12 protein-coding genes and 8 pseudogenes are annotated in these 23,983 nt (G+C 59.4%); 6 read left to right on the forward strand and 14 right to left on the reverse strand.

What is annotated here, in order from left to right:
• Positions 1-134: 134 nt before the first annotated feature.
• From ABIB90_RS38420 to ABIB90_RS38455, 8 genes are all read right to left on the reverse strand, one after another.
• Positions 135-1,316, reverse strand: coding sequence for a serine hydrolase domain-containing protein (locus ABIB90_RS38420; RefSeq protein WP_354202632.1), 1,182 nt, complete (start codon positions 1,314-1,316; stop codon positions 135-137).
• A gap of 408 nt (positions 1,317-1,724) precedes the next feature.
• Complete coding sequence (locus ABIB90_RS38425) at positions 1,725-2,555, reverse strand: ABC transporter permease (RefSeq protein ID WP_354202633.1); 831 nt, start codon at positions 2,553-2,555, stop codon at positions 1,725-1,727.
• Positions 2,556-2,560: 5 nt separating this feature from the next.
• The gene (locus tag ABIB90_RS38430) at positions 2,561-3,814 is read right to left on the reverse strand and encodes an ABC transporter permease (RefSeq protein WP_354202634.1); all 1,254 of its coding nucleotides are present in this window, start codon (positions 3,812-3,814) and stop codon (positions 2,561-2,563) included.
• Positions 3,815-3,893: 79 nt separating this feature from the next.
• Entirely contained in the window at positions 3,894-4,946 is a 1,053-nt protein-coding gene (locus ABIB90_RS38435) for an ABC transporter substrate-binding protein (RefSeq protein ID WP_354202635.1), read from the reverse strand.
• 106 nt (positions 4,947-5,052) lie between these two features.
• On the reverse strand, positions 5,053-6,147 hold the full coding sequence (locus ABIB90_RS38440) for an ABC transporter ATP-binding protein (RefSeq protein WP_354202636.1): 1,095 nt from the start codon (positions 6,145-6,147) through the stop codon (positions 5,053-5,055).
• A gap of 1,498 nt (positions 6,148-7,645) precedes the next feature.
• Positions 7,646-8,434: an SDR family NAD(P)-dependent oxidoreductase gene (locus ABIB90_RS38445; protein WP_354202637.1), complete on the reverse strand. Its 789-nt coding sequence runs from the start codon at positions 8,432-8,434 to the stop codon at positions 7,646-7,648.
• Positions 8,435-8,472: 38 nt separating this feature from the next.
• Entirely contained in the window at positions 8,473-9,948 is a 1,476-nt protein-coding gene (locus ABIB90_RS38450; RefSeq protein ID WP_354202639.1) for a 3-hydroxyacyl-CoA dehydrogenase NAD-binding domain-containing protein, read from the reverse strand.
• A 13-nt stretch (positions 9,949-9,961) separates the two neighbouring features.
• Positions 9,962-10,852 carry a beta-keto acid cleavage family enzyme gene (locus ABIB90_RS38455; RefSeq protein ID WP_354202640.1) on the reverse strand — a complete coding sequence of 297 codons (891 nt, stop codon included), beginning with the start codon at positions 10,850-10,852 and terminating at the stop codon, positions 9,962-9,964.
• 283 nt (positions 10,853-11,135) lie between these two features.
• On the opposite strand from ABIB90_RS38455, the pseudogene ABIB90_RS38460 reads away from it, so the two are divergent.
• Both ABIB90_RS38460 and ABIB90_RS38465 read left to right on the forward strand, forming a co-directional pair.
• Positions 11,136-12,225 (forward strand): annotated as a pseudogene (locus ABIB90_RS38460) (IS5 family transposase).
• Positions 12,225-12,568: pseudogene (locus tag ABIB90_RS38465) on the forward strand (hypothetical protein). Before ABIB90_RS38460 ends, ABIB90_RS38465 begins: the two co-directional pseudogenes overlap by 1 nt.
• Here ABIB90_RS38465 and ABIB90_RS38470 read toward each other — a convergent pair.
• Entirely contained in the window at positions 12,542-12,835 is a 294-nt protein-coding gene (locus ABIB90_RS38470; protein ID WP_354202641.1) for a hypothetical protein, read from the reverse strand. The pseudogene ABIB90_RS38465 and the gene ABIB90_RS38470 overlap by 27 nt on opposite strands.
• Positions 12,836-13,408: 573 nt before the next feature.
• On the opposite strand from ABIB90_RS38470, the pseudogene ABIB90_RS38475 reads away from it, so the two are divergent.
• Positions 13,409-14,750 (forward strand): annotated as a pseudogene (locus tag ABIB90_RS38475) (IS1380 family transposase).
• Between the two features lie 487 nt (positions 14,751-15,237).
• On the opposite strand, the gene ABIB90_RS38480 reads toward ABIB90_RS38475, so the two are convergent.
• The 3 genes and pseudogenes from ABIB90_RS38480 to ABIB90_RS38490 all read right to left on the reverse strand — a co-directional run bounded on the left by ABIB90_RS38480 (position 15,238) and on the right by ABIB90_RS38490 (position 19,307).
• Positions 15,238-15,998, reverse strand: a protein-coding gene (locus tag ABIB90_RS38480) for an IS5 family transposase (RefSeq protein ID WP_354202642.1) whose coding sequence is annotated in 2 segments (ribosomal slippage) — positions 15,238-15,665 and positions 15,665-15,998 — 762 coding nt in all. Because the reading frame shifts where the segments join, the coding sequence is not laid out codon by codon here.
• Between the two features lie 626 nt (positions 15,999-16,624).
• Positions 16,625-17,118: pseudogene (locus ABIB90_RS38485) on the reverse strand (IS256 family transposase); the annotation flags it as partial.
• A gap of 551 nt (positions 17,119-17,669) precedes the next feature.
• Positions 17,670-19,307: a class I adenylate-forming enzyme family protein gene (locus ABIB90_RS38490; RefSeq protein ID WP_354202643.1), complete on the reverse strand. Its 1,638-nt coding sequence runs from the start codon at positions 19,305-19,307 to the stop codon at positions 17,670-17,672.
• A gap of 1,089 nt (positions 19,308-20,396) precedes the next feature.
• Here ABIB90_RS38490 and ABIB90_RS38495 point away from each other — a divergent pair.
• Both ABIB90_RS38495 and ABIB90_RS38500 read left to right on the forward strand, forming a co-directional pair.
• A pseudogene (locus tag ABIB90_RS38495) lies at positions 20,397-20,605 on the forward strand (IS66 family transposase); the annotation flags it as partial.
• A gap of 405 nt (positions 20,606-21,010) precedes the next feature.
• Positions 21,011-22,050: pseudogene (locus ABIB90_RS38500) on the forward strand (IS110 family RNA-guided transposase).
• Positions 22,051-22,755: 705 nt separating this feature from the next.
• On the opposite strand, the pseudogene ABIB90_RS38505 reads toward ABIB90_RS38500, so the two are convergent.
• Positions 22,756-23,271, reverse strand: a pseudogene (locus ABIB90_RS38505) (transposase); the annotation flags it as partial.
• A gap of 23 nt (positions 23,272-23,294) precedes the next feature.
• Between ABIB90_RS38505 and ABIB90_RS38510 the strand changes: the two are divergent.
• A pseudogene (locus tag ABIB90_RS38510) lies at positions 23,295-23,496 on the forward strand (transposase); the annotation flags it as partial.
• Positions 23,497-23,851: 355 nt separating this feature from the next.
• Here the strand turns inward: ABIB90_RS38510 and ABIB90_RS38515 are convergent.
• A complete protein-coding gene (locus ABIB90_RS38515) occupies positions 23,852-23,983 on the reverse strand; it encodes a serine dehydratase beta chain (RefSeq protein WP_502918258.1) in 132 nt (43 codons plus the stop codon).

Genomic DNA, 23,983 nt, shown 5'->3' on the forward strand with positions numbered 1-23,983 from the left:
TAGAGACGACCGCGGAAAGAACCATGAACCCGGCAGCGGATCATTTTTGTCTATCGGGGTTGACACCGTGCCCGCGATTAAAGAACGGACGACTATTTGACTTTGCAAGGTGAGCAATGCCGCGTTCCGAATGATCAGCTCCGACCTAACGCGGCACGGATCGCAGGCATCACGACACTCCCAACTTCACTACGTGGCCTGCCGCGATGATACGAAAGCTTGACTGCCGCGAGTTCAGCATTCGGATCGACATAAATGACTTGCCCTCCATAGCCGTGCGCCAAAAAGGCGCCGCGGCGAGCATTGTCGATCCACCAAAAGTTGTGGTAGCCCACCTGCCCGCATTCCTCATAATTTCCAAAGCGCCAACCTCTGCCGTGCCGAGTTTCCTCTATCCAGTTGCGCGGAATAATCTGGCGCCCTGCAAAAGCACCGCCGTCGACCAATAATTGGGCGAACCGTGCTAAGTCACGCATCGTCGCGCACAATCCACTCGCGGAAGTTCCGAAGCCGCTTTCGTCAACGACGATATAGGCGTCACGTTCAGCGCCCATTGGCGCCCAGATCTCGTCGCTGATCAAATCGGCGAGCGACGTTCCGGATGCCCGCTGCAATGTGAAAGCCACTACGTCCGTTTCGATATCGCGGTACTTGAAGGCGGCGCCGTGTGGCCGCTCTAATTTGTCAAGGGACAGGATCGCCTCCCAATAGGTCCGCGGCCACCCCGGCTTCTGCTGATGGTGCCAGACCGAATTCCATAGGGGCGTAGCATCAAAAGCGACACCACTTGCCATGTCGAGAAGCTGCTGCACCGTTGCTCCTTTGTAGGCGGTCGCCTGAAGCTCCGGCAGATAGTATGTAACCGGTCGCTGAACATCAATCAAACCTTTGTCTGCAAGGATGCCGGCGAGCGTTCCTGTGAACGATTTCGTCACCGACATCACAAGATGCTGTGTATGAGGGGTGAAGTGATTGAAATAGCGCTCAAAGACAATCTGTCCCCTATGTAGGACCAAGAAGCCGTCTGTGGCACTTCGCGTAAGGAAGTCGTCGACGGAAACTTTGCCGTCTTCAAGATTGATCATCACCTGTCCAAGAGGCTGAACTGACTCTGGCAGCGGCCGCACCGGGCCTGGTCCCCGCCATATCGGCGCCGTTGGCATCATTTCGCTAGTGTGGAGGTAAGTCCAGCTGCTCCAAGGTTCGTTAATCCAATCCTCTCGTGGAATTAATGGTGCGCCGGGATTGCGCGGACGGCGCGACGTGGCCGGATCTGGCAATTCGCTGCGGCCGGTGGCAGGCGTCATGTTCTTCATAATCTCCGTCTCCTTGTAGTCCGCGCTCCATGCCAGTTCGGGAGGTGCGCTTTCTCGGTGTCGGCCAATGGATCGCCCGCGCGATCCCGATGGCAGACCTGTGCGCTCTCCATAGTGATCGCACGCGATGGATTGTTCCACGCCCTTAAGACAGCCGGTGTTCGGCACCACTGCCGGCTGATCCTTGTTGTGCGCGTCGCGACGCTGCCGAAACAGGCTAGCCTTGGTGCGCTCGATGCAACGGTCGAATGCGATGGCCGCGGGGGTATCCGGTCGACTGCGATTCGCCCGCGTCGGCGCGCCTCTTCCGCATGGCCTTGCTGGACAAAAGTTCGGATGCATCTCGCCGGTAGGCAAATTCACGAGATTTGGTTCGGTGGCGAAAGGTCTCACATGCGACAGGGACGGTCAGGTGTTGCGGATGCCGCGCAGCCGTTCCGAGCGTCGGCGCAGCAGTTCGATCATAGCCAGCATGGCGATGGAGAACACCATGAGCACAGTGGCAGCGGCAATAATGGTCGGACTCAAATACTCGCGGACGCCCGCGAACATGACCTTCGGCAGGGTACGCTGCTCGGGGCCAGCGACGAAAAGGGCGACCACTACCTCGTCAAACGAGGTGAGGAACGCCAAGAGCGCACCGGAGATCATGCCCGGAAATATCAGCGGCAGAGTGATCTTGAAGAAAACCGTGATCGGCGGCGCGCCGAGCCCAGCAGCCGCGCGAGTGAGTGAGTGGTCGAACCCCATGAGAGTTGCTGTCACTGTGATCACCACGAACGGAGTCGCCAGCGTGGTGTGGGCTAGGATCAATCCAATGTAGCTATTGAGCAGCCCGACATCGGCATAGAAGAAATACACGGCCACCGCGGTGATTACGACCGGGACGATCATGGGCGAGATCAATAAGCTCGTGACCGCCGCGCGCCAAGGGAAGTTCGGGCGGCTGAGTCCAAGCGCGGCAAGCGTGCCCAGAATGGTCGAGAGCAGCGTGACCGATATGGCGATGAAGACCGAGTTGTGCAGCCCGGCCTGCCAACGTTCAGCTAGGAAGAACTCCTGGTACCAGCGCAGCGTGAACCCTTGCATCGGATATGCGAAGAAGGGGATAGAATTGAAGGAGAGTGGAAGTACCGTCAGGATTGGCCCGATCAGAAACAGCAGCACCATCCCGCAGATCAGCCGATGCAGATAGTGCCAGCCCTTTTCGATCGGAGAAGCATAGGGGAAAGCGGCCATGATTCTCACTCCATCTTGAGCCGGTCGACACCGACCAGCTTATTGAACACATAGTAGAGCAGCAGAGTCGCGGTGAGCAGGATGGCGCCAAGGGCAGACGCCATACCCCAGTTGAGCTCCTCGTTCGTGTATCGGGCGATGAAGTAGCTGATCATCTGGTCGGACGGCCCGCCAACCAGCGCAGGCGTGAGGTAGTAGCCCAGACAAAGGATGAAGGTTAGGAGGCAGCCGGCGGCGATCCCAGGCATCGTCTGAGGAAAATAAACCTTCCAAAATGCGTAGAATGGGCCGGCACCAAGCGAGCGGGCAGCGCGGACATAGTTGGGCGAGATCGTTTTCATCACGCTGTAGATTGGCAGCAACGTGAGCGGCAGTTGAATATGCGTCATGGCTACTACCGTGCCGATCCGATTGAAAATGAGCTCAGCGGGTTGCGATATGATATGCAACGTCATTAGCACATCGTTGACTACCCCGTTGGACTGAAGCAGCACAACCCAGGCCGTGGTGCGCACCAGCAGGGAGGTCCAGAACGGCAGCACCACAAGCATCATCAGCAAATTGCTGATTCTAGATGGCAACGTCGCCAGGAGATAGGCTAATGGGAAGCCCAGCAACAACGTGACGGCCGTCACGCCGATGCTGATGCCGAACGTGCGCAGGAATACGTCACGGAAGATCGCGTTATCCGTCGGCAAGGCGACGATCTGGCTGTCGGGGCCATATTGATAATCGACCGAACGCAGCAGATAAGAGGCCGTGTAGGACGAGCCTTCGCGCTTCAGCACGGTCCAAACCTCGTGCTGAGCCCAGAACGGATTGATTTCGATCAGCGCCGCTTTGTAGGGGCCGGAGGAAAGCGTGCTCGCCTCTCGAGCGCTCGACGCTACTTGGCTGGCTGCGCCCGGCAGTTCGAAGTTAATCCGCTTTCCGATAGTGCCCGCCGTTTTTTGCGCCCAGGCGTGCTTGAGATCTGCAGCGAGAGCGGCATAGGCGCCCTCGCTGGGGAGATCCTTACCGTCCCAAGCGCTGAGCGCTGCCGCGGTTTGCGGCATCAGCCTCAACAGCGTATTGTCATGAACCGCGTCGAACATCATCCGGGCGATCGGAAAGATGAAGGTGATCAAGGTAAACAGCAGGAGCGGCACCGCGAGGGTGAATGCCCTCAGCTTGCGCCGAGCCTCGACCCGCTGCAGTTTGATTCGCAACGGAATATGGACTTCGTCGCTGCCGGCGACTTGGACGGCCATCGTCACCATCGACTCCTCTATTGCCTCTCTCAGAATGTCCGTTCGAACTGGCAAGGAGAACTGAAGTCCGCCTCGCCGCTCCTTGCTATTACTGAGCTACCCAGGCCGTAAACCGCTGGTTCAGTTCATCAGTTTTGTCGCCCCAGAAAGAGTAGTCAAACTCCAAACTGTTAGTCATATGGTCGGGCGCGGTGGTAAGGTTGGGCCTGACCGCCGGATCGACGAGGACCATTCCATCCTTGTTAGCGGGACCATTGTTTCCGTAGCGCGTCATGTCAGCCTGCGGTTTGGGCGAACCGCCGAAGGCGAGGAATTTATAGGCCTCGTCCAGATGCGGAGCCCCCTTGGGAATCACCCAGAAGTCCAAGCTCAACATCTGGGCGTCCCACATAATCTCCAAAGGTAGGCGAGATTCCTTCACGGCGTTCTCGATGCTACCAGACCACGCGGTGGACATGACGACCTGGCCGTTCCCCAGCAACTGCGCGGGCTGCGAACCGGCCGTCCACCAGATGACATCCTTTTTGATAGTGTCGAGCTTCTTGAAAGCACGATCGACGCCTGCTGGCGTAGCGAGAACCTTGTAGACATCCTTGATGAGCACGCCATCGGCGACTAGTGCCCATTCCAGATTGGAACCAGGCCCCTTTCGCATTGCGCGCTTCCCTGGGAATTTTTGTAAGTCGAAGAAGTCGGCAATGGTCTTCGGGCCATTCTTTAGCTTAGTTCTGTCATAGGCGACGACTGTGGAAGATGCATGATGCGGCACCCCGCATTCGAGCGTCTTGTCGTCCCCCAAGAATTTCGTCCGGTCAAGGCCCAGCCTATTCCAGTTGAGCGTCTCGACGAGTCCGTGAGAGCAAAGCTCCCCGATGCCGACACCCACGTCGAGCACATCCCAGTTGACGGTGTTGGTCTGGACCATGGCGCGGACTTTCGAGACCTCGCCGTTCCACTGGTCCTCGGTGATTTTGATACCGGTCGCCTTTGTAAAGGGCTCGAAAAAAGACTTACGCAGTTGCACGTCCTGGTAGCTCCCCCCCCAGGAGATGATCGTTAGTTGCTCGCTCGCGAAAGCAGGCCTTGCCGGCAACAACGCGCTCGCCGCGAAGCCTGCCGCGGCCAAGGCACCGGTAACCATCAATATTTTCCTCATCGTCTGCTTCCCCTGTTAGGCGCCCCCCAGAATGGGGACGGCTTTGCCGAACACCTGACCATCGCCCTCGCGGCGAAGCCTCGAACCATCTTCATGACGCGTCGAACGCCCGACAATCCTCCGTTTTCCAACCGATGGTGATCGCCGCACCGGGCTCGAGCTGCACCACACCATCCGAATTCGGCAGCTTGATCACAAAGTCGTTTTGGTCACAGACCGAGATCCGCGCACGCACGTGGTCGCCGAGATAGATCACCTCCGCAATCTGCGCGCCGAAGACATTGGGCAAAGAGCCCGGTGCAGGGCTCAGCTTCACTCGTTCAGGACGCAACGACAGCACGGCCGACCGACCGACTCCCTCGACATTGACAGCCGTCGCTCGCACGTTGCCCGCGCCTGGAACTTCCACTTCGCACATGGCGCCGTTCATTGCGACGACCTTGCCTTCCAGTCGGTTGTTTTCGCCGATGAATTGGGCCACGAAAGCGTTCTGCGGCCGTTCGTACAGTTCGCTGGGCGCGGCGAGCTGCTGAATGGCCCCATCATTAAACACCGCTATGCGGTCGGACATGGTCAGCGCCTCGCTCTGGTCATGCGTCACATAACCCAGAGTGACGCCGAGATCCTGGTGGATATGCTTGATCTCAAGCTGCATCTGCTCGCGCAGCTGCTTATCCAGCGCACCGAGCGGCTCGTCCATCAGAACGAGCTTGGGATCGAAGACGAGCGCGCGCGCAAGCGCGACACGTTGCTGCTGCCCCCCGGACAGCTGGCTTGGCCGGCGCTTACCGTGCGCACCAAGCTGAACCATATCGAGCGCGCGCTTGATTTTGCTCTCAACGTCGGCCCTGCCGAGCCTGCGGACCTTGAGCGGGAAGGCGAGATTCTCCTCCACGGTCATGTGAGGGAAAAGCGCGTAGTTTTGGAACACCATGCCGATGTCGCGCTTATGCGGAGGCATGTTGTCGATCGAGCGCCCTCCAAGAAGGATAGAGCCCTGGGTGGGCATCTCGAAGCCTGCAAGCATCATGAGAGTCGTCGTCTTGCCGGAGCCGGAGGGCCCTAGCAAAGTCAAGAACTCACCTCTCGCGATGTCCAAATTCAGATTCTTAACGACCAGTGTTTCGCCGTCGTAAGTTTTCTGGATGTCGGAAAACTTCACAAAAGCATTGTTCGCGTCCGGCATTTCCCCTCTCCCAGCTCCCGGCGACTGTTTCGCTAATGTGCCGCCAGTGACTGCCAGACCACGATTACTATTGAAGGCTTGCATGCTGCCGAGCGCGCGGTGGAGACCGGAGGGGCAGGCCTGCATGAGACGTCTACGATTAATCAAATGGAGCATTCCTTCCCTACTCGCACTTAGACCTGCGACCTTAGGGTCGCCAGAAGATTTGTATTTTCACCGAAATATTACTGAGTCGCGAAGGCTGAATTTCATTGATATCGCCCCTCAAACAGCAGAAATCCTGCAGTGATCCGGCACAGCGCGATGATTTGTGTTCATCTACAACCGTGGCCTTGGGGCAATGAAGCCAGCGACGCATGGACGATCTCATATGAGTGCTCGTGCGATCGCTTGAGGTGGCGATTGCGTCTTTTCCGCCGCAAAGGGCTCGAGCATCAAGAATGCCGAAGACGTCCGGCCCCGAAGGTCTCATGTCGCAGCCATGTATTTCGAGCGGTACGGCGAAAGTTGCCGTTCGCGCAATTCGAGAATCGGGTCAGACCTGCGTGGCTGTCAATCATATGATTTCTCGGGGCCCCGCCTCTTCGACTTGGAACGAGGCCGTCCAATGTGAAGACGGTGCGTCGTCTTGGATCGCGTTACGCGCCGCGTCGCGAAGCTCTTGTCGCCGCGGATCTGCTCAACTTGGCCAATTGACGGGGGTTGCGGTCGTCGCCGGATTGGAGAAAAGACCCGTGCACCGAATGTGAGACTTGGTCCTCGCGAACGGTCTACTGGGTTGCGGCGAGCGCTTGAGCTACGAACTGTGCACCCAACACGTAGCCCATTTCAGGCCCAGACCGCGGCCGCGGAATCGGTCTATCTGGATGCGTTCGACCTCAACAGTGTCGAGCACCTCCTTCAATGATACGGCGCCGTTACTTTGCAAGGAATTCTAGCTTTGTAGGCCGGAATTAGGAAAGGCTAAGAAATAACCCAATGCAATCACTCGACCGCCGCAGCTTATTCCGAAACGGCATCCCGACGATTTACCACCTCATCGCCACGGCTCCTCTCTCGCTGTTTTCCATCTCTTAGATCGTGGTCGGGGCGGCCAGCAAAGCGAAAATCCTTCCCGCCGTTCCTTATTGGCCGAGTTAGACGTAAGGTACCGGTGTCGAATTTCTTGACCGATATGATCGATAAACCTCGTGCGATTACCGAGTCGATAGTCCTGCGGCCGCAGTCGGGCATGAGTCGAACTCAAGCCCGGCGATGATTGAGCACCTACCGACGCCACACGGGGCGATGAGATCGATTGGTCATACAGGTGGTCTCGACCACTCAATCGGAATAGACACAAAAGCGACCTTCGATGCTTTCACGAGCCTTTGTTGGGTTACGGCGAGTATTGTCAAAAGGCCCGTGTGCCCGCGCCTACCACGTTTTCATCGAGATCGAATTGCCTGCACCGGTCCGCGCCGCTAAGAACAATGCAACCAATTCCGGCGATAACATACTAAGCAGTTGCGCCAAGATCGATCGGGAGGCAAACGCCATTGATCGCGGAAGCGCCAGGACTTGCAAGGAAACTAATTGTTGCCGCGACCTCCCGAACGTCGACGAAGCGATCACCTGGTTGCCACGCGCGGAATTGTGCGATGACCTCGTCGGTGCTGATGCCTCGGCGTGTTGCTTGAGCCTCTACCTGGTCACGCATAATCCCGGTTTCCATCCAGCCCGGCGCAACTGCGTTGACAGTCAGACCATGCGCAGCGCCCTCCCGCGCGGCAACACGCACCAGTCCGAGAACGCCGTGCTTAGCGGCGGTGTAAGCGACCTTCCCGGCCGCTCCGCTGTAGCTCGACACGGATGCTGTGACCACGACGCGGCCGCCGGGGGATCTCGTCAAAGCCTGCCATGCAGCTTTGAGTGCGAAGAAGGGTCCATCCAGCATCACTGACCGGAGCCGATTCCAATCTGCGTCGGGAAACTCATGGAGTGGGGCAACGAACTGACATCCTGCATTCAATACGAGAATGTCAAGGCGTCCAGCGGTTTTAACGACATGGGACACCATCTGCCGATTGCCTTCCGCGGTTGAGAGGTCCACGCGCAAGACATCCTCTCCGGCGATATCGACACCGTGCACGTCAGCGCCGCGCTCCCGAAGATCGTTAACGATGGCCCTTCCAAGCCCGCCCGCTGCTCCAGTTACAAGCGCAACTCGCCCCTCAAGCGACCAGCTAGGTTCGTACGACTGCTTTTGGTAATGCAGTGGCGACGCATTTTTGTTCACATGGCTCATGGAAATCTACTTCTTTCTAAGATTAAGTGCGCTCGTGCTCAGCGCATCCGGATGCTTGCGCCCGCACGGTCCGGTCGTGGCAGGCTCGCATGCAGCCGCGCCAGTTCTAGCAACCGCTCGCGCATTGGCCCCTGCACCGGTGCGCTGCGTCTGCTTTTAGCGTCGACGTGAATCAGCATCTGCTCGCCCACCGCAGCCGGCTTGTCGCCACCCTCGCGCTTCATTACGTGGAAGAGATGCAGCCGCTTGTCGTCGGCGCCGAGAACCTGCGTAAACACCTCAACCCGGTCGCCGGCGTGAAGTTCACCCAGATGGGACAGGTGCGTCTCGACAGTGTAGTAAGTTCCCCCGTCCTCCAGGGCTTCGCCATTCGCCCGGATGTAGCGCCCCACCGTGCCGGTGGCGTCGCTGCAGAGCTGGAGATAAGTGCTCTCAGCGGCGTGTCCGTTGCCGTCTATCCAACTAGACGGGATCTCTCGCAACGTCCGCAACGGGCCGGAATCATGCATGGACTCAGGAGCGCGAGCGCGAAGCCCCTGTTCCCAGCGCGCGAGCGTCTCGCCTGGTCCGTAGCCCTGTGAGCGCATCCCGTGCAGCAGTGCCACAAGCAAGTCGTCCCGCTTATGTTCGAGGGGCACGGGCAGCGGGTCGGCCTCTGCTTGCGCGTTTGCCTGCTCGACCACTTTGTCAAGGAAGGCGGCGTCCATTTCGGGCTTTTCGGTGAGCCACGACCATGGCAACTTAAATGCCCATTGCTCCATAGACTGGCGCATACCGGTCCCGCCGCCAGCCATGCGGTTGGAACCGATGCCGGCTCGGATCAGCGCCCACGAGAAGCGGACCGCATCGTCAATGTCCTGCAAAGTCGCAAGATTGTCGTGCACCAGCCACAGCGCCTCGCGCGAGATCGCGTCCTGCAGCCGGTTCGCGATAAATCCGTCCACTTCTTTGCGTACCACGAGCGGGTGCATCCCAATCGCCCGGTAGATGGCCGCTGCCTGCTCCAACGCCTCGGGTGCGGTGCGCTCACCGGCGCACAGTTCAACAAGAGGCAGCATGTACACAGGATGGAATGGGTGCGCGACGAGCAGGCACTCGGGACGGTCCATTTTCGCCTGCAGCAGAGACGGCCTGAGCCCCGAGGTCGAGGAACAGATTAGGGTCCCAGGCGCTGTCGACCGGCTAGCGGCCGCGAGCAGCTGCTGCTTAAGTTCCAGGCGCTCCGGCACGGATTCCTGCACGAGCCCCACGCCACGCACCGCGTCCGCCACCGACTCGACCACCGTCAGCGCGCCCTCCGGCGGCAGCGTGACAAGCGTCAATTGTCGATATGCCCGCCGCGCGTTGGCCAGCACCTTCTGCACATGCTCGACGGCATTTGACGCCGGGTCGTATAGCCGCACGTCAACCCCATTAAGAATGAAGCGCGCCGCCCACCCGCCGCCGATGACACCGCCCCCGAGGAGCCCGACTTGCCTGGGAAACTTCTGGACGGGCTCCATTTTCCCGATCATCCTCTTTGATCTCTCAGGCATGAAATTTGAGCTTGAGCTTCTCGCGCATCTCATCCGGACTCAGGACCCGCACCCCCATCCGCTCGAGAATCTCTACTGCGCGCCGTACGAGCTCGGCGTTGGTCGCCAGCCTTCCACGAGAGAGATACAGATTGTCCTCCAACCCCACCCGCACGTTAGCGCCGGCCAAAGGCGACAACGCAGCATACGGGAGCTGCATCGGCCCGATTGAGAAGGCTGAATAAATGGCCTGCTTCGGGAGCAGGTGCACCATTGCCATCAGCGTGGTCAAATCGGTCGGCGCGCCGTTACCCGTACCCATACAGAACTGGTACAACGGGATACCGTCAATCAGCCCATCTTTCACGAGATCGTTCGCCAACACCACATGACCGGTATCGAACACCTCAAGTTCAGGCTTCACTCCGATCTCTTTGCAACGCGCAGCCATCGCGCGCAGCATACCCACGGTGTTGATCATGACGCCCTCCACGTGGCCCTTGCCGCTCTTCGAGCCACAATCCAGCGTGCAGATCTCGGGGCGGAGCTCCTCGATGTGTACCAGCCGCTCACTCGCGGTTGCCATCCACGTTCCCGATGCCAGCGGCAGCGGAGCTTCCGGACCACCCAGCACGATGCCGCAGCCCTCACCCGTGGTCAGATTGAGGACCGGATTTACATCCGACCGCCGAATGCGCTGCACCACATCCCGCCACAGCGCCGGGTCCAGCGACCCCTCCTGAGTCTTGAGATCACGCACGTGGAGGTGCACTGCTGCCGCTCCTGCACGCGTAGCCTCAATCGCTGATTCAGCGATCTGCTCTGGAGTCACCGGCACGTTCTTCTGCCTCGGCGCGTCCCCTCCGCCTGTAATCGCACACGTGATGAACACCTCGGAAATCATTCCACCGTCTCCTGTCACTGAAAGCCTGAACCGGCCTCAAGCGGGACGGATCAGTGATAAGTTCGCTTCTCGAATAAGTAGCGGCCGGAGGGCTCTGCATTTAAGCAATATCGCAGGTCGCCACGCAGTAATGCTGCGCTTGGCTGCCCCGAAGCGAAGTTTTTACCTTCTCAACTTTCACCTGAGAGCGGCCGTCGGAAAATCTAGCAGGCCGTTGAAAAAGGCGGTCGCCGCCGAGGGGCGATCGTGATTCATTGGCTCCGACGAGATCCGGAGATGGTACGTGCGCGGCGGCGACAATCGGCCAAGCGAGCTGTCCCGCTACGTTGATCTGGAGGCGCGGGTGCGGCGCGATCATCCGCTACGAGCGATCCGGACGATTGTGAATGAGGCACTGTCGGCGCTGGAGCGCGAGTTGGCCGCGGTCTATTCGCCAAATGGGCGGCCGTCGATCCCGCCGGAGAAGCTGCTAAGGGCGATGCGGTCGCAGGCATTTTATTCGATCCGCTCGGAGCGGCTTTGATGGAGGGACTGGAGTACGACCTGCTGTTCCGTTGGTCCGTCGGAATTGGCGTTAACGACGCCGCTTGGTATCATTCGGTGTTCTCGAAGAACCGCAATCGGCTGCTGGAAGGCGACGTCGCGGCGAAGTTCCTGGCGGTGCTGCTGGCGCAACCCAAGGCGAGAAAGCTTCTGTCGAGCGATCATTTCTCGGTCGATGGCACGCTGATCGAGGCCTGGGCCCCGATCAGAGTGTCAAGCCGAAGGACGGCTCCGGCGAGCCGCCGGCGTCAGGCGGCGGGCGCAATACCGATGCGGACAACCATGGCCAGAAAGCCTCGAGCGACACCCATGCTTTGACCACCGATCCGGACGCCAGGCTTTACCGCAAGGGCGAAGGCAAGGAGACGAAGCTGTGCTCCATCGAGCACAGACTGATGGAGAACCACCACGGCGTGCTGGTCGAGGCCTGCCTGACGCAGGCCGACGGGCATGCCGAGCGGGTGACCGCGCTGCACATGATCGAGCCTCGCGCCGATCGACCGATAGCGATCACGCTTGGCGCCGACAAAGCCTACGATGCAGAAGACTTCGTGAACGAGCTGCGCTCGATGAACGTGAGGTCACATGTTGCACAGACTACCAGCGGCTGCAGCTCTGCGAGCGACGGGCGAACGGCGCGGCACGGCGGTTATGCCGTCAGCCAGCGCATCCGCAAGCCGATCGAGGAGGCATTCGGCTGAATCAAGACGGTCGCCGGGCAAGAGAAGACCAGGTACCGTGGCCGTGATCGCGTCGCGTGGGCGTTTGCTTCCGCTGCCGCCGCCTACAACCTGGTGCGATCGCCTAAGCTGATCGCGGAGGCCGGCTGATGGCCAGAGTGCCCAGCTTCGCCAAGACTTTTGCCGGCCGCTGGCGCATCGTCGAAATGGACAACTGGGACACCGCCTTCCTCGATCTTGTCAAAGAGGTGCATCTCACCTTCCAGGGCAAGTCGATGGCGAAATCGCCTTTGGGGCTCTCAAGGGCCTCCTGGACGTGCGCTATGGCACTCGCGGCGGATCGGTCTCCGCCGAGTTCTCATGGGAAGGGCACGACGAGAATGATACGACCTGTGATCACGGATGGGCTATGATCGGCACCGCGGGCAGGCTCGTCCCTTACTTCTACATCCACATTGGCGACGATTCAGCCTTCGTTTGCGAACGCGGCTGAGCTCTTCAACAGCCTGCTAGGCCGAGAAGAAGTTGTCTCTGCCTGAATTGCGAACCGACGTAAAAGGTCAACAATCCGATCCGCGGTCCGTCCGAGGTTCTGACCTTCCATCGAAGGAGAAGACGATGCTGCCGGCCTTGCGGTCGCCGCAATGGTCGGCACATTGCAAGGCACGGAACTGACTGGACTTTCCGGCAGTAGGTGGGAGCCCGGTAAGAGGCGCGTGTCTCCATTCTCCTCCGTGAAGTCCGTTAGCAACCAGATCACGGTGCATCGGAATGTTCTCCGTCAGCGCGCCACGCTGGTCTTCCAACAGCTTTTTGAGTGGGCCGGGCCGGCATCTTCGCGTGCCCAGCCGAGAACTTTTTCGGCTACGGCCTGCTCGATAATGAGCTGGCGAACTTACGCAACTTCAATCGGCGAAAGACGTCTGGAATGATGCAATAGCCATCCCGAGCGTACTTCTCTTTGCGGCCGAGAGACTGAGTTATACAGGAGGTACTTCAGGCTATTGCTGCGACGAGCCGTTGCGGAAGATCGGGAGACCGCCAAGGAAGCCTTCGACTCATTCTGATGCAGCATCGGGTCAGGCGCATTGTGCGTCCGCGGTACGGCTGCTTGGGATGCCGCCAGGGTGTGCTGCAGGCGCCCACGCCGGCCCAGGCGATCGACGTTTGGATGGTGACGGAAGTCTTGTGCGGCGGAGCGCCTTAGATTATCTAGCCCGTCTTATTCGCCAGTCCTGAGAGGCTGGCGAGCGTGGTGTAAAGCGCTGATGTGGCGTAGGGTTCGGTTGCGAAGCCAACCCCATCACCTTCAGCCGCGAACGCCACGCCCGCCATGACCGATGATACGATTCTGCCATTCTCGTTTCCAGCCGTTCACGCCAAGGAAGTCACAGCTGCCTTCGATGGTGGGCGCCTGACCTCGAACGGGGGCGTGATGCTTCTGGGATGGCCGAGCGGCGTCTCGGTTTGGCCGACAATTTGGCCGGGTGTTCCCGGATCGGCGCGATCCGACGCGGGTCGTGCACAGCCTTGTCGATATGTTCCGCGCTCGCATGTTCGCGATCTGCTGCGGCTACGAGGACGCCGACGACCTCGATCATCTGCGGTCCGATCCGGCGTTCAAGCTCGCCTGCGGTCGCCTGCCGGACACCGGCCGGGATTTGTGTTCCCAACCGACGCTGTCGCGGCTGGAGAATTCGCCGCGACTGCGCGACGTGATCCGCCTGACCTACACCTTGGTCGACGCATGGATGGATAGCTATCCGTGCGAGCCTGCATCCATCACCCTGGACATCGACGACACCTGCGATGTCGTCCACGGCCATCAGCAGCTCTCGCTGTTCAACGCTCATTATGACGAACGCTGCTTCCTGCCGATCCACGTCTACGACACGGAGACGAGCCGGCCCGTGGCGGTCGTGCTGCGGCCCGGCAAGACGCCGGGCGGCGTCGAGGTGCGTGCCCATCTTCGACGCCTGGTACGGCACATCCGCACGCGATGGCACAAGACGCGAATTACGTTCCGTGGCGACGGGCACTATGCTCGGCCGGAGGCGATGAATTGGTGCGAGAACAACGGCATCGACTACATCTTCGGTCTGTCCGGTACCAAGCCTCTCGCCAGAAAAGTCGACGAGGTTGCTGACGACATCCGCACGCGACGCGCCATCGAGAACCTGCCTGTTCTGCGCGGCTATACCGAGACGCGCCAAAAGGCAAAGTCCTGGGATCGCGAACGGCGCACCGTCGCCCGTATAGAGGCGACGATGCTCGGTCTCGACATCCGCTTCGTCGTCACCAGCCTCGATGTCGGCTCGGCCGAGTGGATCTACGACAGCCTGTATTGCACGCGCGGCCAAGCTGAGAATCTGATCAAGCTGCATAAGACGCAGCTTGCCTCCGATCGCACCAGTTGCCGTTCGGCGCTCGCCAACCAGGTCCGTCTCGTGCTCCATACGGCCGCTTATTGGCTGATGCTGACCGTGCGCGACGCCATTCCCAAAGTCCGGGAATTGGCCACAGCCGAGTTCGCGACGCTGCGTCTTCGTCTCCTGAAAATCGCCGCCCGGGTCGTCGAGACCACGAGCCGCATTCGCCTTGCGTTCGCCGCGGCATGTCCCGAAGCCGACCTGATCCGCTGCTTGCCAGGCGCGCTGCTGCCGCTCGGTCCTTGACCGGCGGGGCGTGCGCCCCGTTCGCCCAACCCATCCCTCAAGCGCGTTGCAAAGTACGGGTCGTCAGGCGGTGAAAAGCCGAAGGCAGTCCTGTGCGCCTCGTCAGAGGAGATGTGCGGCCGCATCAATCCGACCAAAAACCGCACTCTCACGAACAAGAGGGGCTAGCTGCTGTGGACAAGCTTCCCGCGTCGCCTGGACATAGCTCGCCATCACAGCGAATTGGTCCATCGCTAGCTTCCCGATTCTCGCAAGACACTCTGTCGAAGGTCATGAATACCGAGAGTTTCGGTGTATCAGGGTTGAACCTTCGTGAACACATACCGCCCGTAATGTAGGAAAGCGTGTGCCTGATCCGTACTCGGCGTCAAGGCCAAGCCCACTACGCAGACCCTGCTGAGCACCGCGCTGACGGAATTGCGTAAGCTGGCGTCAACTCTGCCGAAGACGGCGCATGCGATAGATTTCGGGTGCCTAGGGTTCAGACTCAATTGATCCAATAGGCGACGACGGCGGCGAGGTGGACGGTAGCAAAGAAATTTCTGGCAAGTTTGTCGTAGCGAGTAGCGACACGCCCGAAATCCTTGAGTCGGCAGAAACAGCGCTCGATCACATTGCGCTCTTTATAGGCGCGTTTGCTGAAGCTGTGGAGGGTCACCCTGTTGGACTTGTTTGGAATGACGGGTTTCGCGCCGCGATTGACGATTTCGGCGCGAAAGCCGTCGCCATCGTAGCCTTTGTCCCCAATGAGGGAAGACATGGGCGGCGCGAGTTTCAAAAGGGCCGGCCCTTCGGCAATATCTGCGTCTTGTCCCGGAGTGAGATGAAATGCGCAAGGTTTGCAATCAGGGTCGCTCAGCGCGTGGATTTTCGTGCTCCGCCCGCCGCGTGAGCGGCCGATCGCCTGTTCATGCTCCCCCCTTTTCCGCCGCTCGCCGAGCGATGCGCTTTGATCGAGGTGGAGTCGATCGACAAAGTCACGCCGTCCTTGCCGCAGCGGGCGAGCGCTTCAAAGATCGCCTGCCAATACCCGCGCTTAGCCCAGCGATTGAACCGATTGTAGATTGTCGTGTAAGGGCCATAGTCGGGCGGGCAATCGCGCCAGCGTGCGCCGCACTGGAGTATGTGAATGATACCGCTGATGATGCGTCGATCGTCATCGCGCGCCGGGCCCGTCTGGTTCGTTGGCAGGTGCGGCTCGATCTGAGCCCACTGCTTGTCGTTGGGCCAGAACAGTCCTTTGCGCATCGAAGTCCCCCACGCCGAATCAACTCGGTACGAGGGAATCAGAACCTCCTAATTAGGTACAGACCCTAGTCCTTCATCGAGGCCGAACCTGATTACCGCGATACACGCTCGTTCGGAGAGATGTCGCGATCGCTGTTGAACTACGTCGGGCCGAGACATTGCCGGAATGAATGTTACGCGGCCCTGACGGGCTTGATCGTCATGCGATCGTGTGAGCTTGAAGGGCCGCACGAAGAACCGATAATTGCTTCTGCGACTTCAATGGACATGATGGCGGCACGGTCGGCGCGACGCTGGCTGACGATGAAACTCCGGAACGTGGCTCTGAAGGCTGGTCTCCCCGTGCCTACGGCAAGGCTGGCCCGGGGCCGAGACTATTGGATCAAGGAAATCCGCGAACGGGAAGCTGGTTAGTCACACGCGTCGAGCAGGCCTACTTAGCCGAGAACATGATGGGCACCATTCGCCTATCGACGCGGAACTCTGTTCAGACAGGCGAGCACCCGGCACGGCATGGCCGGATCTCGGAGCGGGGCAACCGTGACGCCCGTAAGATGCTGGTTGAGGCGGCGTGAATGGTGTTGAGAAGACCTTACTGTCCTGCGTCAACCAGGCGGTCTTCGTCGCTCGAGCGCGGACAGATCGGTAGCCATGAAGTCGGCCAGCCGCGCCGCCGACAGCGCGACGAACCTCCGCGAGGCCACCGACTTCGAAACCCCCGATCCGGGCGTCACCCAGCGCGGCCGAACCGGCGCGTCGACACATCGATCAGCATCAGTTTCATCGCCCAGCGATCGAGCCCGTCCTCCTGCGCCGCCGTTTCCCAGCTCGGCATCATGACCTCGCGGCGTCCACGTCCCGGACCCGCGGGCGCTCGACGTCGATCTTGCCGCCGTGGAAACCGATCCGTCCCCTTGTTCGGCCCCAACGGTGCGCCCGCCGCGCCGCATCGCGACCGTGGCGCGGCCCCAGGCTGCCGTCACATCCGCCTCCATCATCGCGCCGAGCGCCTCGCTTCCTGCCGCAAGGCAGAACCGACCGAAGCTCGCTCGCACTTCCGCAAACGATTCGTCCCAGCCCCGCTCGCCGGCCAACCAGCCGGTGTGATATCTCTTGACATAGCGTTCCAAGGTGGGCAGCGTCGACCTCTTCAGAAATCGAACAGAACCCGGGGGACATCGCCTCGTCCGATCGCGGAAGGTGGAGAATACGCTCGTGCGTGACGCTCGCTCGATCTGCTCAGGATGAGCGTTTGTGAAGCTGACAGCAAGGCCCGCGTCCTCAGTTGCTCTTGCTTCGATCGGCACTGCAGTATTGCCTGTACTCCTCTATTTGCACAACGCAGCCGCGGAGTTACGAACGGTTCAAGTATCAGATCGGCGCCGCGGCTCGGCTTTGCGGCCCACCGGCCGATGGAGCTGGAGGTCGAGAGTCTGACCGGGGCGACTTATGGCGAGCGACGGTAGCGAGAAGCTTACCGGCGATCGAGCGCGTATGTCGACGAGAAGCTAACCGCCACAAAGCAGAGAATCTACGGGCCATAAGCGTGCCGTCTTCGGGGTGATAAACGCGAGCTCAAGCGCCGCTCAGCCATCGAACCCGACATCAGCCTACTCAAAGGCCGCGAGATGAACCAGGTGCTCATGTCCGCAAACTGACCGAACAGCCGCTTCAGCGCCAGCGTTTCTCCTCACCATCATAGGTGTTTGATAACGGATCGCTGATGGCTGTCAGTTCACGTTTGAGGACTTTATTGCTGGCGACGGTTCTAGGAAGCATCGGAGTGAAGGCGATATAACGTGGCACCTTGAACACGGCCAGGCGCGCACAAGCATGCTCGAGAATTCGCTCCACCTGCAGGTCGGCTGGCGTGAGCCCCTCTTTCAGTTCAACATAAATTTTGACTTCCTCTCCACGTTTATCATCAGGAACAGGTACCGCGGCTACATCCGAGATCTCGGGAATCTCACGGATGATGGCCTCTATCTCGCGCGCCGAGATATTGTCGCCAAAGCGACGAATTATGTCCTTCTTCCGTCCAACGAACCAATACAAGCCCAATTCGTTGCGGCGCATCAGATCACCCGTCTTGAACCATTCGCCGTCGAAGCAACCTGCATTCGCCTTCGCTCTATTCCAATAACCCTTGAAGATCCCGCGCCCCTTCACCCACAGCTCGCCGACTTCACCCATCGACGTGAGGCCGCCGTCATCGTTGACCAAGCGCAGTTCCCGAAACGGGGCGCGAAACCCGAGCGAACCGGCGCCATTCATCTCTTGGATCTCGCGAGGCATTTGCGTGCCGTTTCCGATTTCCGTCATTCCCCAGGTATAGTTGGCGCGCACACCAAACTGCCCGGTAAATCGGCGTACCGTTTCAGCACTCCAGCCGTCGTATTGCCAAACATGCTTCAGACATCTTGGTACGTCATAGGCGTCTTCTGCTATCAGCCTCGGCAAGGCACACGAATCGATGCTGTACTTCTTCACCCAATTCATTAATTGTGAAGAGTCCAGTTGCTGAGCCACGTATAGCGTGCCGCCCTGTCCATACGAGTTCATAAGAGAAAATGGCAGAAGGGCATAGGCGGACGATGCCCAACTCAGATACTTCTTATACGGAATCATGTAGGCAGCTACGTAACAGTACACGGCCCAATAATCGTGCGTTAACATACATCCCTTCGGAAAGCCCGTCGTCCCCGAGGTGTATTGGATCGTCAGCAGGTCCTCGGGGCGGACGTCTTCATTCACGGGCGATTCGTCGATACCGTCGAGAAGTTGTTGGAGACCCACAGCTATTCCGTCCGAAGGCTGTCCGACAATAATTATTCGCTCTTTAGCAAGTTCTTGCGGCCAAGGATCCATTGCGCAGAACACGGGCGATGCAGATACGTCGACAATGGCGAACTTGGCCTGGGTATCGCTGATAATGTATTCGACCTCTCTCGGCGTGTAGTTTATGTCGATCGGGACCATCACCGCACCGAGCTTTGCAAGCGCGAACCACAGGGTCGGCATTTCGATGCGATTGGGCAGCATCAACCCGACGCGATCGCCCTTTCGCACTCCGAACGCGCGCAGCGCATGTGCATAGCAGTTGGACCTGCGGTGCATCTCAGAGTACGTCGCGCGCTCGCTGCGCTGGAAGATGTCGATCGCGATTGTGGACCCATGCGTGCGCGCGCGCGTCGAAACAAGCTGGCCTAGTGTTGTGGATTGATACGCCGCCTCCAGGGCCTCATCCTTGCGCAAGGCACTCGTTATGAGGTCATGCAATTGGTTTAATGTCGGGTTGGTAGCGGTCATCGGAACAAACCTCGGGTTCAAGCTACAATAGACGAAACTCGGCTAACCGGCGCAATCATTTGATTTGACAGCCTCTTTAGCTTGCTTATGGACAGCGCACGGCGCGGTCGACGGCGAACTCGAAGCCCAGCAACGTGCAATTGTTCACCCGCATTCGATTTTGAATGCTATCGCGACGAGCTGCGTCGTTGGATGTGCGGCGAGTTAGCACTGATCATGCATTATTAAGAATCATCGGAACACTACCTGTTCTGGCGAGAAGTACCGCGCTTGCGTTTGGTCGCGGGCTCAGTGGGTGAAATCAGCATCACGTAACCTCCGGCGGCCGGCTGGCGAGCGTGCCAATTGGCCTTGACGTAAGCCCGGGCGGATATCCAGGCCCTAGAACGATCACTATGGACGGCGACAACCTGATCGGGCGGGAGTGTGGCGAACTGATCTCGACGGAAATCCTCTATCAGTCGACAGACTCGACTCGCGTATTTCCGAGCGAGTTCCAGACGATGTGGCCAAAATGTTCAACCAGGGAAAGTAGTGGCTTGAGGGTCACAAGCCGAAAGACCAGAAACGCAAGCGTTTCCGTAGCCAGCATAGAAGCGCTGCTGTGAGGCGTACATTGTTCCAGAACGATTCGGTCGGCATTGTTTGGAAGGCAATCTTAGATCTAACGCAGCGTGATCTGGCTGCCCGTGCGCCTCTTTAGTCATTGCGCCACCGATGCAAACTGGTACGGTGACAAGGCGGGGATAACCGTCCCGGAGCGCTTCATCAACGTTACAGCTTCGAACCGGATCAACATTAAGTCGAGCAGATCGCAGGGCATTATGCACAATCAGGCCGCCGCGAAACCTACATCGGCGCTTGGCATACGCATTCGGCTGGAAAATCGGCGGTCTGAGCGGGACTGATCGCATACTGCTCCTGTCATTATCGCAACACCCGCAGCAAGATCGTGTTTCACGACAAAGCATCACGGATCTTCTCGAGCTTGCTGCTCTCGAAGGCAACAATACAGTTGCACAATCTCGCATAGTCGAACAAACGCGCCGGGTATCTCTCCAACATGTGACAAAGCTGGATTTGGAGCACCTACAGGTGCGCCAGATGCTGAGCCGCCCTGGTTTGAGGATCTTCAGGTCTATATGCGGGAGCAGCTTGCCAAGCTCTCCCGTGGACATGATCTGGCCAAGGCCTTCAACTACATCCTGAAGCGCTGGGCGAGCTTCACGCTGTTCCCTGGAGGCGGACGCGTGCGCCTCTCCAACAATGCCGCCGAGCGGGGAACAGCCAGGATTTCCGCCCAAGAGCTATGCACCTGAGCCGCGGCGGGCGCGGAGCAGTGCAGGATAATCGTCACCGACAACGTCGATCGCCTCGTTCACCACGCCACCATCGTCGAGATGAACGTCGAAAGCTATCGCAGGCGCACCGCGCTCGAGCGGAAGCGTGGTCCAGGGCGACCATCCTCGCACGCGACACCAAAAACACTCGCTGATTGACGCTCCGCGACAATCAGAGCGAACAAAACTCTTGCGCGCGACAATCATGCGGCAATCATCACCTCGCCGCGACACAGACTCGCCATCCTGATTGTCGCGCGCTTCCCATCCAGATTGATGGTGTGGAACGGCCCCGTAACCGACAGCATCAAAGTGCTAAAACGTGGTCGTTGCTGGCAACGCCACAAGGTAGGGAGCCGTTCCGTGAATCAGATTAGCACCATCGGCCTGGATTTGGCCAAGAACGTTTTTCAAATACACGGCGCCGACGCCGAGGGCGCGCGGATCTTAAATCGAAAACTGCGTCGGGCCGAAGTGCTGCGCTTTTTCGAAAAGCTTCCGCCGTGTCTGGTCGGCTTGGAGGCGTGCGGCAGTGCCCATTATTGGGCGCGCGAGATTGCGGCGCTCGGTCACGACGTGCGCTTGATCCCGCCGGTCTACGTAAAGCCGTTTGTGAAACGGGCAAGACGGACGCTGCCGACGCCGAGGCGATCAGCGAAGCTGTGACCCGCAAGACCATGCGTTTCGTTCCGATCAAATCGGCCGATCAGCAGGCGGCGGCCATGGTTCTGAAGACGCGCGCTCTTTTATTCCGCCAGCAAACTCAGGCGATCAACGCGCTTCGCGGGCATTTGTCGGAGTTGGGCATTATAGCCGCCATCGGCACGGCGAAAGTAGCAGAGTTGATCGAGATCGTGCGTGACGATGAGGACGTTTGCCTGCCAAAAGCCGCCCGCTTGGCTTTGGCCGAAATCGCCGATCAGATCGAGGCATTGACGGGCCAGATCGATAAGCTCGAACGAGGGATCGTCGGCGAGGTGAAGCGTGACGAGGACATGCGGCGGCTGATCACAATTCCGGGCGTTGGAGCGATCACGGCGGCTTCCGTCAAGGCGCTGGTCCCGGATCCCGAAGGATTCAAATCCGGCCGTCACTTCGCCGCCTGGCTGGGACTGACGCCAAAGCCTCATTCTAGCGGCGGCAAGGAACGGCTCGGCGGCATATCGAAAATGGGCAATCCGACGCTCCGCTCGCTGCTTGTTTGTGGCGCGACGTCGATCCTGCGACGCGTGAAGGGCAACGAGAAAGCGCCGCAGTGGCTAATCGCGCTTTTGGCGCGACGGCCTTTCAAGGTAGTCGCGGTCGCGCTTGCCAACAAGATCGCGAGGATCATCTGGGCGCTCCTCACCAAGGGCGGGAGCTATCGAAATACTGGCGCAGCAAGCGGCGCAGCACGTGCCTGAGCCGAACGACGACCAGAACAGACTGCCCGGCGCGTAGCCGGACAGAGGCGAGGTGCATAATAGACGATGACCCCACGGGACGAAATCCCGAGGCGAGAGAGGCCGGCGCGACAATGCGCTTAAAGCGCGTCAGATTGATCAGCCCCTCGCGTCGCGAATTTCATCGAGGCCAGCGGTCCACGACCGCGCTGAAAGGCCGGACATATGAACGCACCGGTCCCGGAGGACGAAATGTCTTAAAAAGCACTTGCCCGCGGGGCCGTTCCACATATGTCGCGCTATAGGTCACTTGACCTTCTCGTCCCTCAACGACATCATCAAATCGACCCATGCGATTGACGCCAAGGGTGGCCGGCTTCCGATTGGAATACCTGGCCGGCTTCAAATTGGAATGCATGGTCGGCTTCGTCGGTACCCGCAGTATGCCGCTCTTGATTGGTTTTACCTGGGATCGGGGCGTCGATGCCGCGCCGCTCGAGCGCACCGTAGACTTTAGCATGGCATACGTCCAGAATGACCCCGACCTTGTCACGACGGCCGTGTGCTGCTTGTAAGCGCGCTCCAGCCGCCGGTTTCGGGCATGGTGGCCTTCGGTGGTGCAAATCTTCTTGTACTTGCCGCTCTGCGGTCCCTTTTTCTTGAGTTTGTCTTCATCCTCGCTTTGCTTCTCGCTCGGCACATCGATCACATGCTGCTCTGTGAGCCTGTCCCAACTCACGTTGGCGCGGATCAGCGACGCGTCTATGTGAACCACTTCGGCTGTTGCGATGTTGGCATTCAGGCAGGCCTCGACCGCGCGTTTGAAGATCCTACAGAATCGTTCTTCGCCCAGTGCTGGGGGATGCGCGAGGCTGGAATGGTGCGGTAGGTGCTCGTGGAGGCCACAACCAGCAAACCAGGAAATGGCGATGTTGACCTGAGCCTCACGTATCAGCTTGCGATCGTGTACGATGCCGGTCAGCAGACCCGCGAGCTTCAGCCGTACCGCGCCTTCCGGATCGATGCCTGGCCGACCGTCGTTCGCGCAGTAGCAGTCGGAGACCTCCTCCCTTAGCCAGAACAGGTCGAGCACACGATCGACCGCACCAGCACATGCTCATCCGGGACGAGCTGTTTGAGCGAGCCAGTGATGAAGAGCTCTAACTGATCCCGCTCCTTTGCGCCCCAGCATCTCGTTTGCTCCGCCGATCGCGAATCGCCGACGAGAACGGAATCAGCCAATTGCAGCTTTTTCAACGCCCCCCGTGCACTTCATGCGCAATGTTCTGGCTGATGGCCGCAAGAGCGGCCGGCGCGTCGTCTCCGCCTTCTCCCAGGACGATGCCGAAGCGACCAGGACGCAGTGGCGCAAGGTCGACCGACCAGCTCCGTCCCAAACTGCCCAAGCTCGCCGCATTCATGGATGAAGCCGAGGCCGACGTGCTCGCCTATATGAGCTTTGGCGCTCAGATACTCGCCAACCGTCGATCGGCTGATGCCGACGGGCCGGTGATTCCGCGACCGGGGCCGCCGCTGCTTGTGATGGGCACTCCGCGACGTTCCCAGGCCCTCCGATCCCGCGAGCGATGACGCAGCGTTTGTAAGTTCCAGATGAGACACGGCGGGCTGATCGGGCGGGCTCGGCAATTGAAAAAAAATGGGAATATCGCCGCGTGCGAGCGGCAGCAATTAGCTACTACTCCCCGGCTTGCCGATCCCGTTACTGATCAGACTTCGAGGCGCGATTATCTACCGAGACACCGCATTTCCAATCTATAGATCTCGGAGATCTATCTCCGCAACGTCCATCTCTAATGACACATCAGTGAGTTCGTCTCATGAGGCGAACCGCAGCAACGCGTGCCAAGTGGCCAGCAGCCAGTAGAGCTTCGATAGGAGCTAAAGCAGCCTTCATGGACCCGACCGTGTCCGACGAGGATGGGCCTAATTCCAA

The organism is Bradyrhizobium sp. JR4.1, from assembly GCF_040548605.1.
GTDB lineage: Bacteria > Pseudomonadota > Alphaproteobacteria > Rhizobiales > Xanthobacteraceae > Bradyrhizobium > Bradyrhizobium canariense.

Bases quoted from the DNA above. Each gene is read 5' to 3' on its own strand.
- ABIB90_RS38420 (WP_354202632.1), bottom strand. From the start codon at position 1,316: ATGAAGAACATGACGCCTGCCACCGGCCGCAGCGAATTGCCAGATCCG.
- ABIB90_RS38490 (WP_354202643.1), bottom strand. From the start codon at position 19,307: ATGACCGCTACCAACCCGACATTAAACCAATTGCATGACCTCATAACG.
- ABIB90_RS38455 (WP_354202640.1), bottom strand. From the start codon at position 10,852: ATGATTTCCGAGGTGTTCATCACGTGTGCGATTACAGGCGGAGGGGAC.
- ABIB90_RS38440 (WP_354202636.1), bottom strand. From the start codon at position 6,147: ATGCCGGACGCGAACAATGCTTTTGTGAAGTTTTCCGACATCCAGAAA.
- ABIB90_RS38445 (WP_354202637.1), bottom strand. From the start codon at position 8,434: ATGAGCCATGTGAACAAAAATGCGTCGCCACTGCATTACCAAAAGCAG.
- ABIB90_RS38435 (WP_354202635.1), bottom strand. From the start codon at position 4,946: ATGGTTACCGGTGCCTTGGCCGCGGCAGGCTTCGCGGCGAGCGCGTTG.
- ABIB90_RS38430 (WP_354202634.1), bottom strand. From the start codon at position 3,814: ATGGTGACGATGGCCGTCCAAGTCGCCGGCAGCGACGAAGTCCATATT.
- ABIB90_RS38425 (WP_354202633.1), bottom strand. From the start codon at position 2,555: ATGGCCGCTTTCCCCTATGCTTCTCCGATCGAAAAGGGCTGGCACTAT.
- ABIB90_RS38450 (WP_354202639.1), bottom strand. From the start codon at position 9,948: ATGATCGGGAAAATGGAGCCCGTCCAGAAGTTTCCCAGGCAAGTCGGG.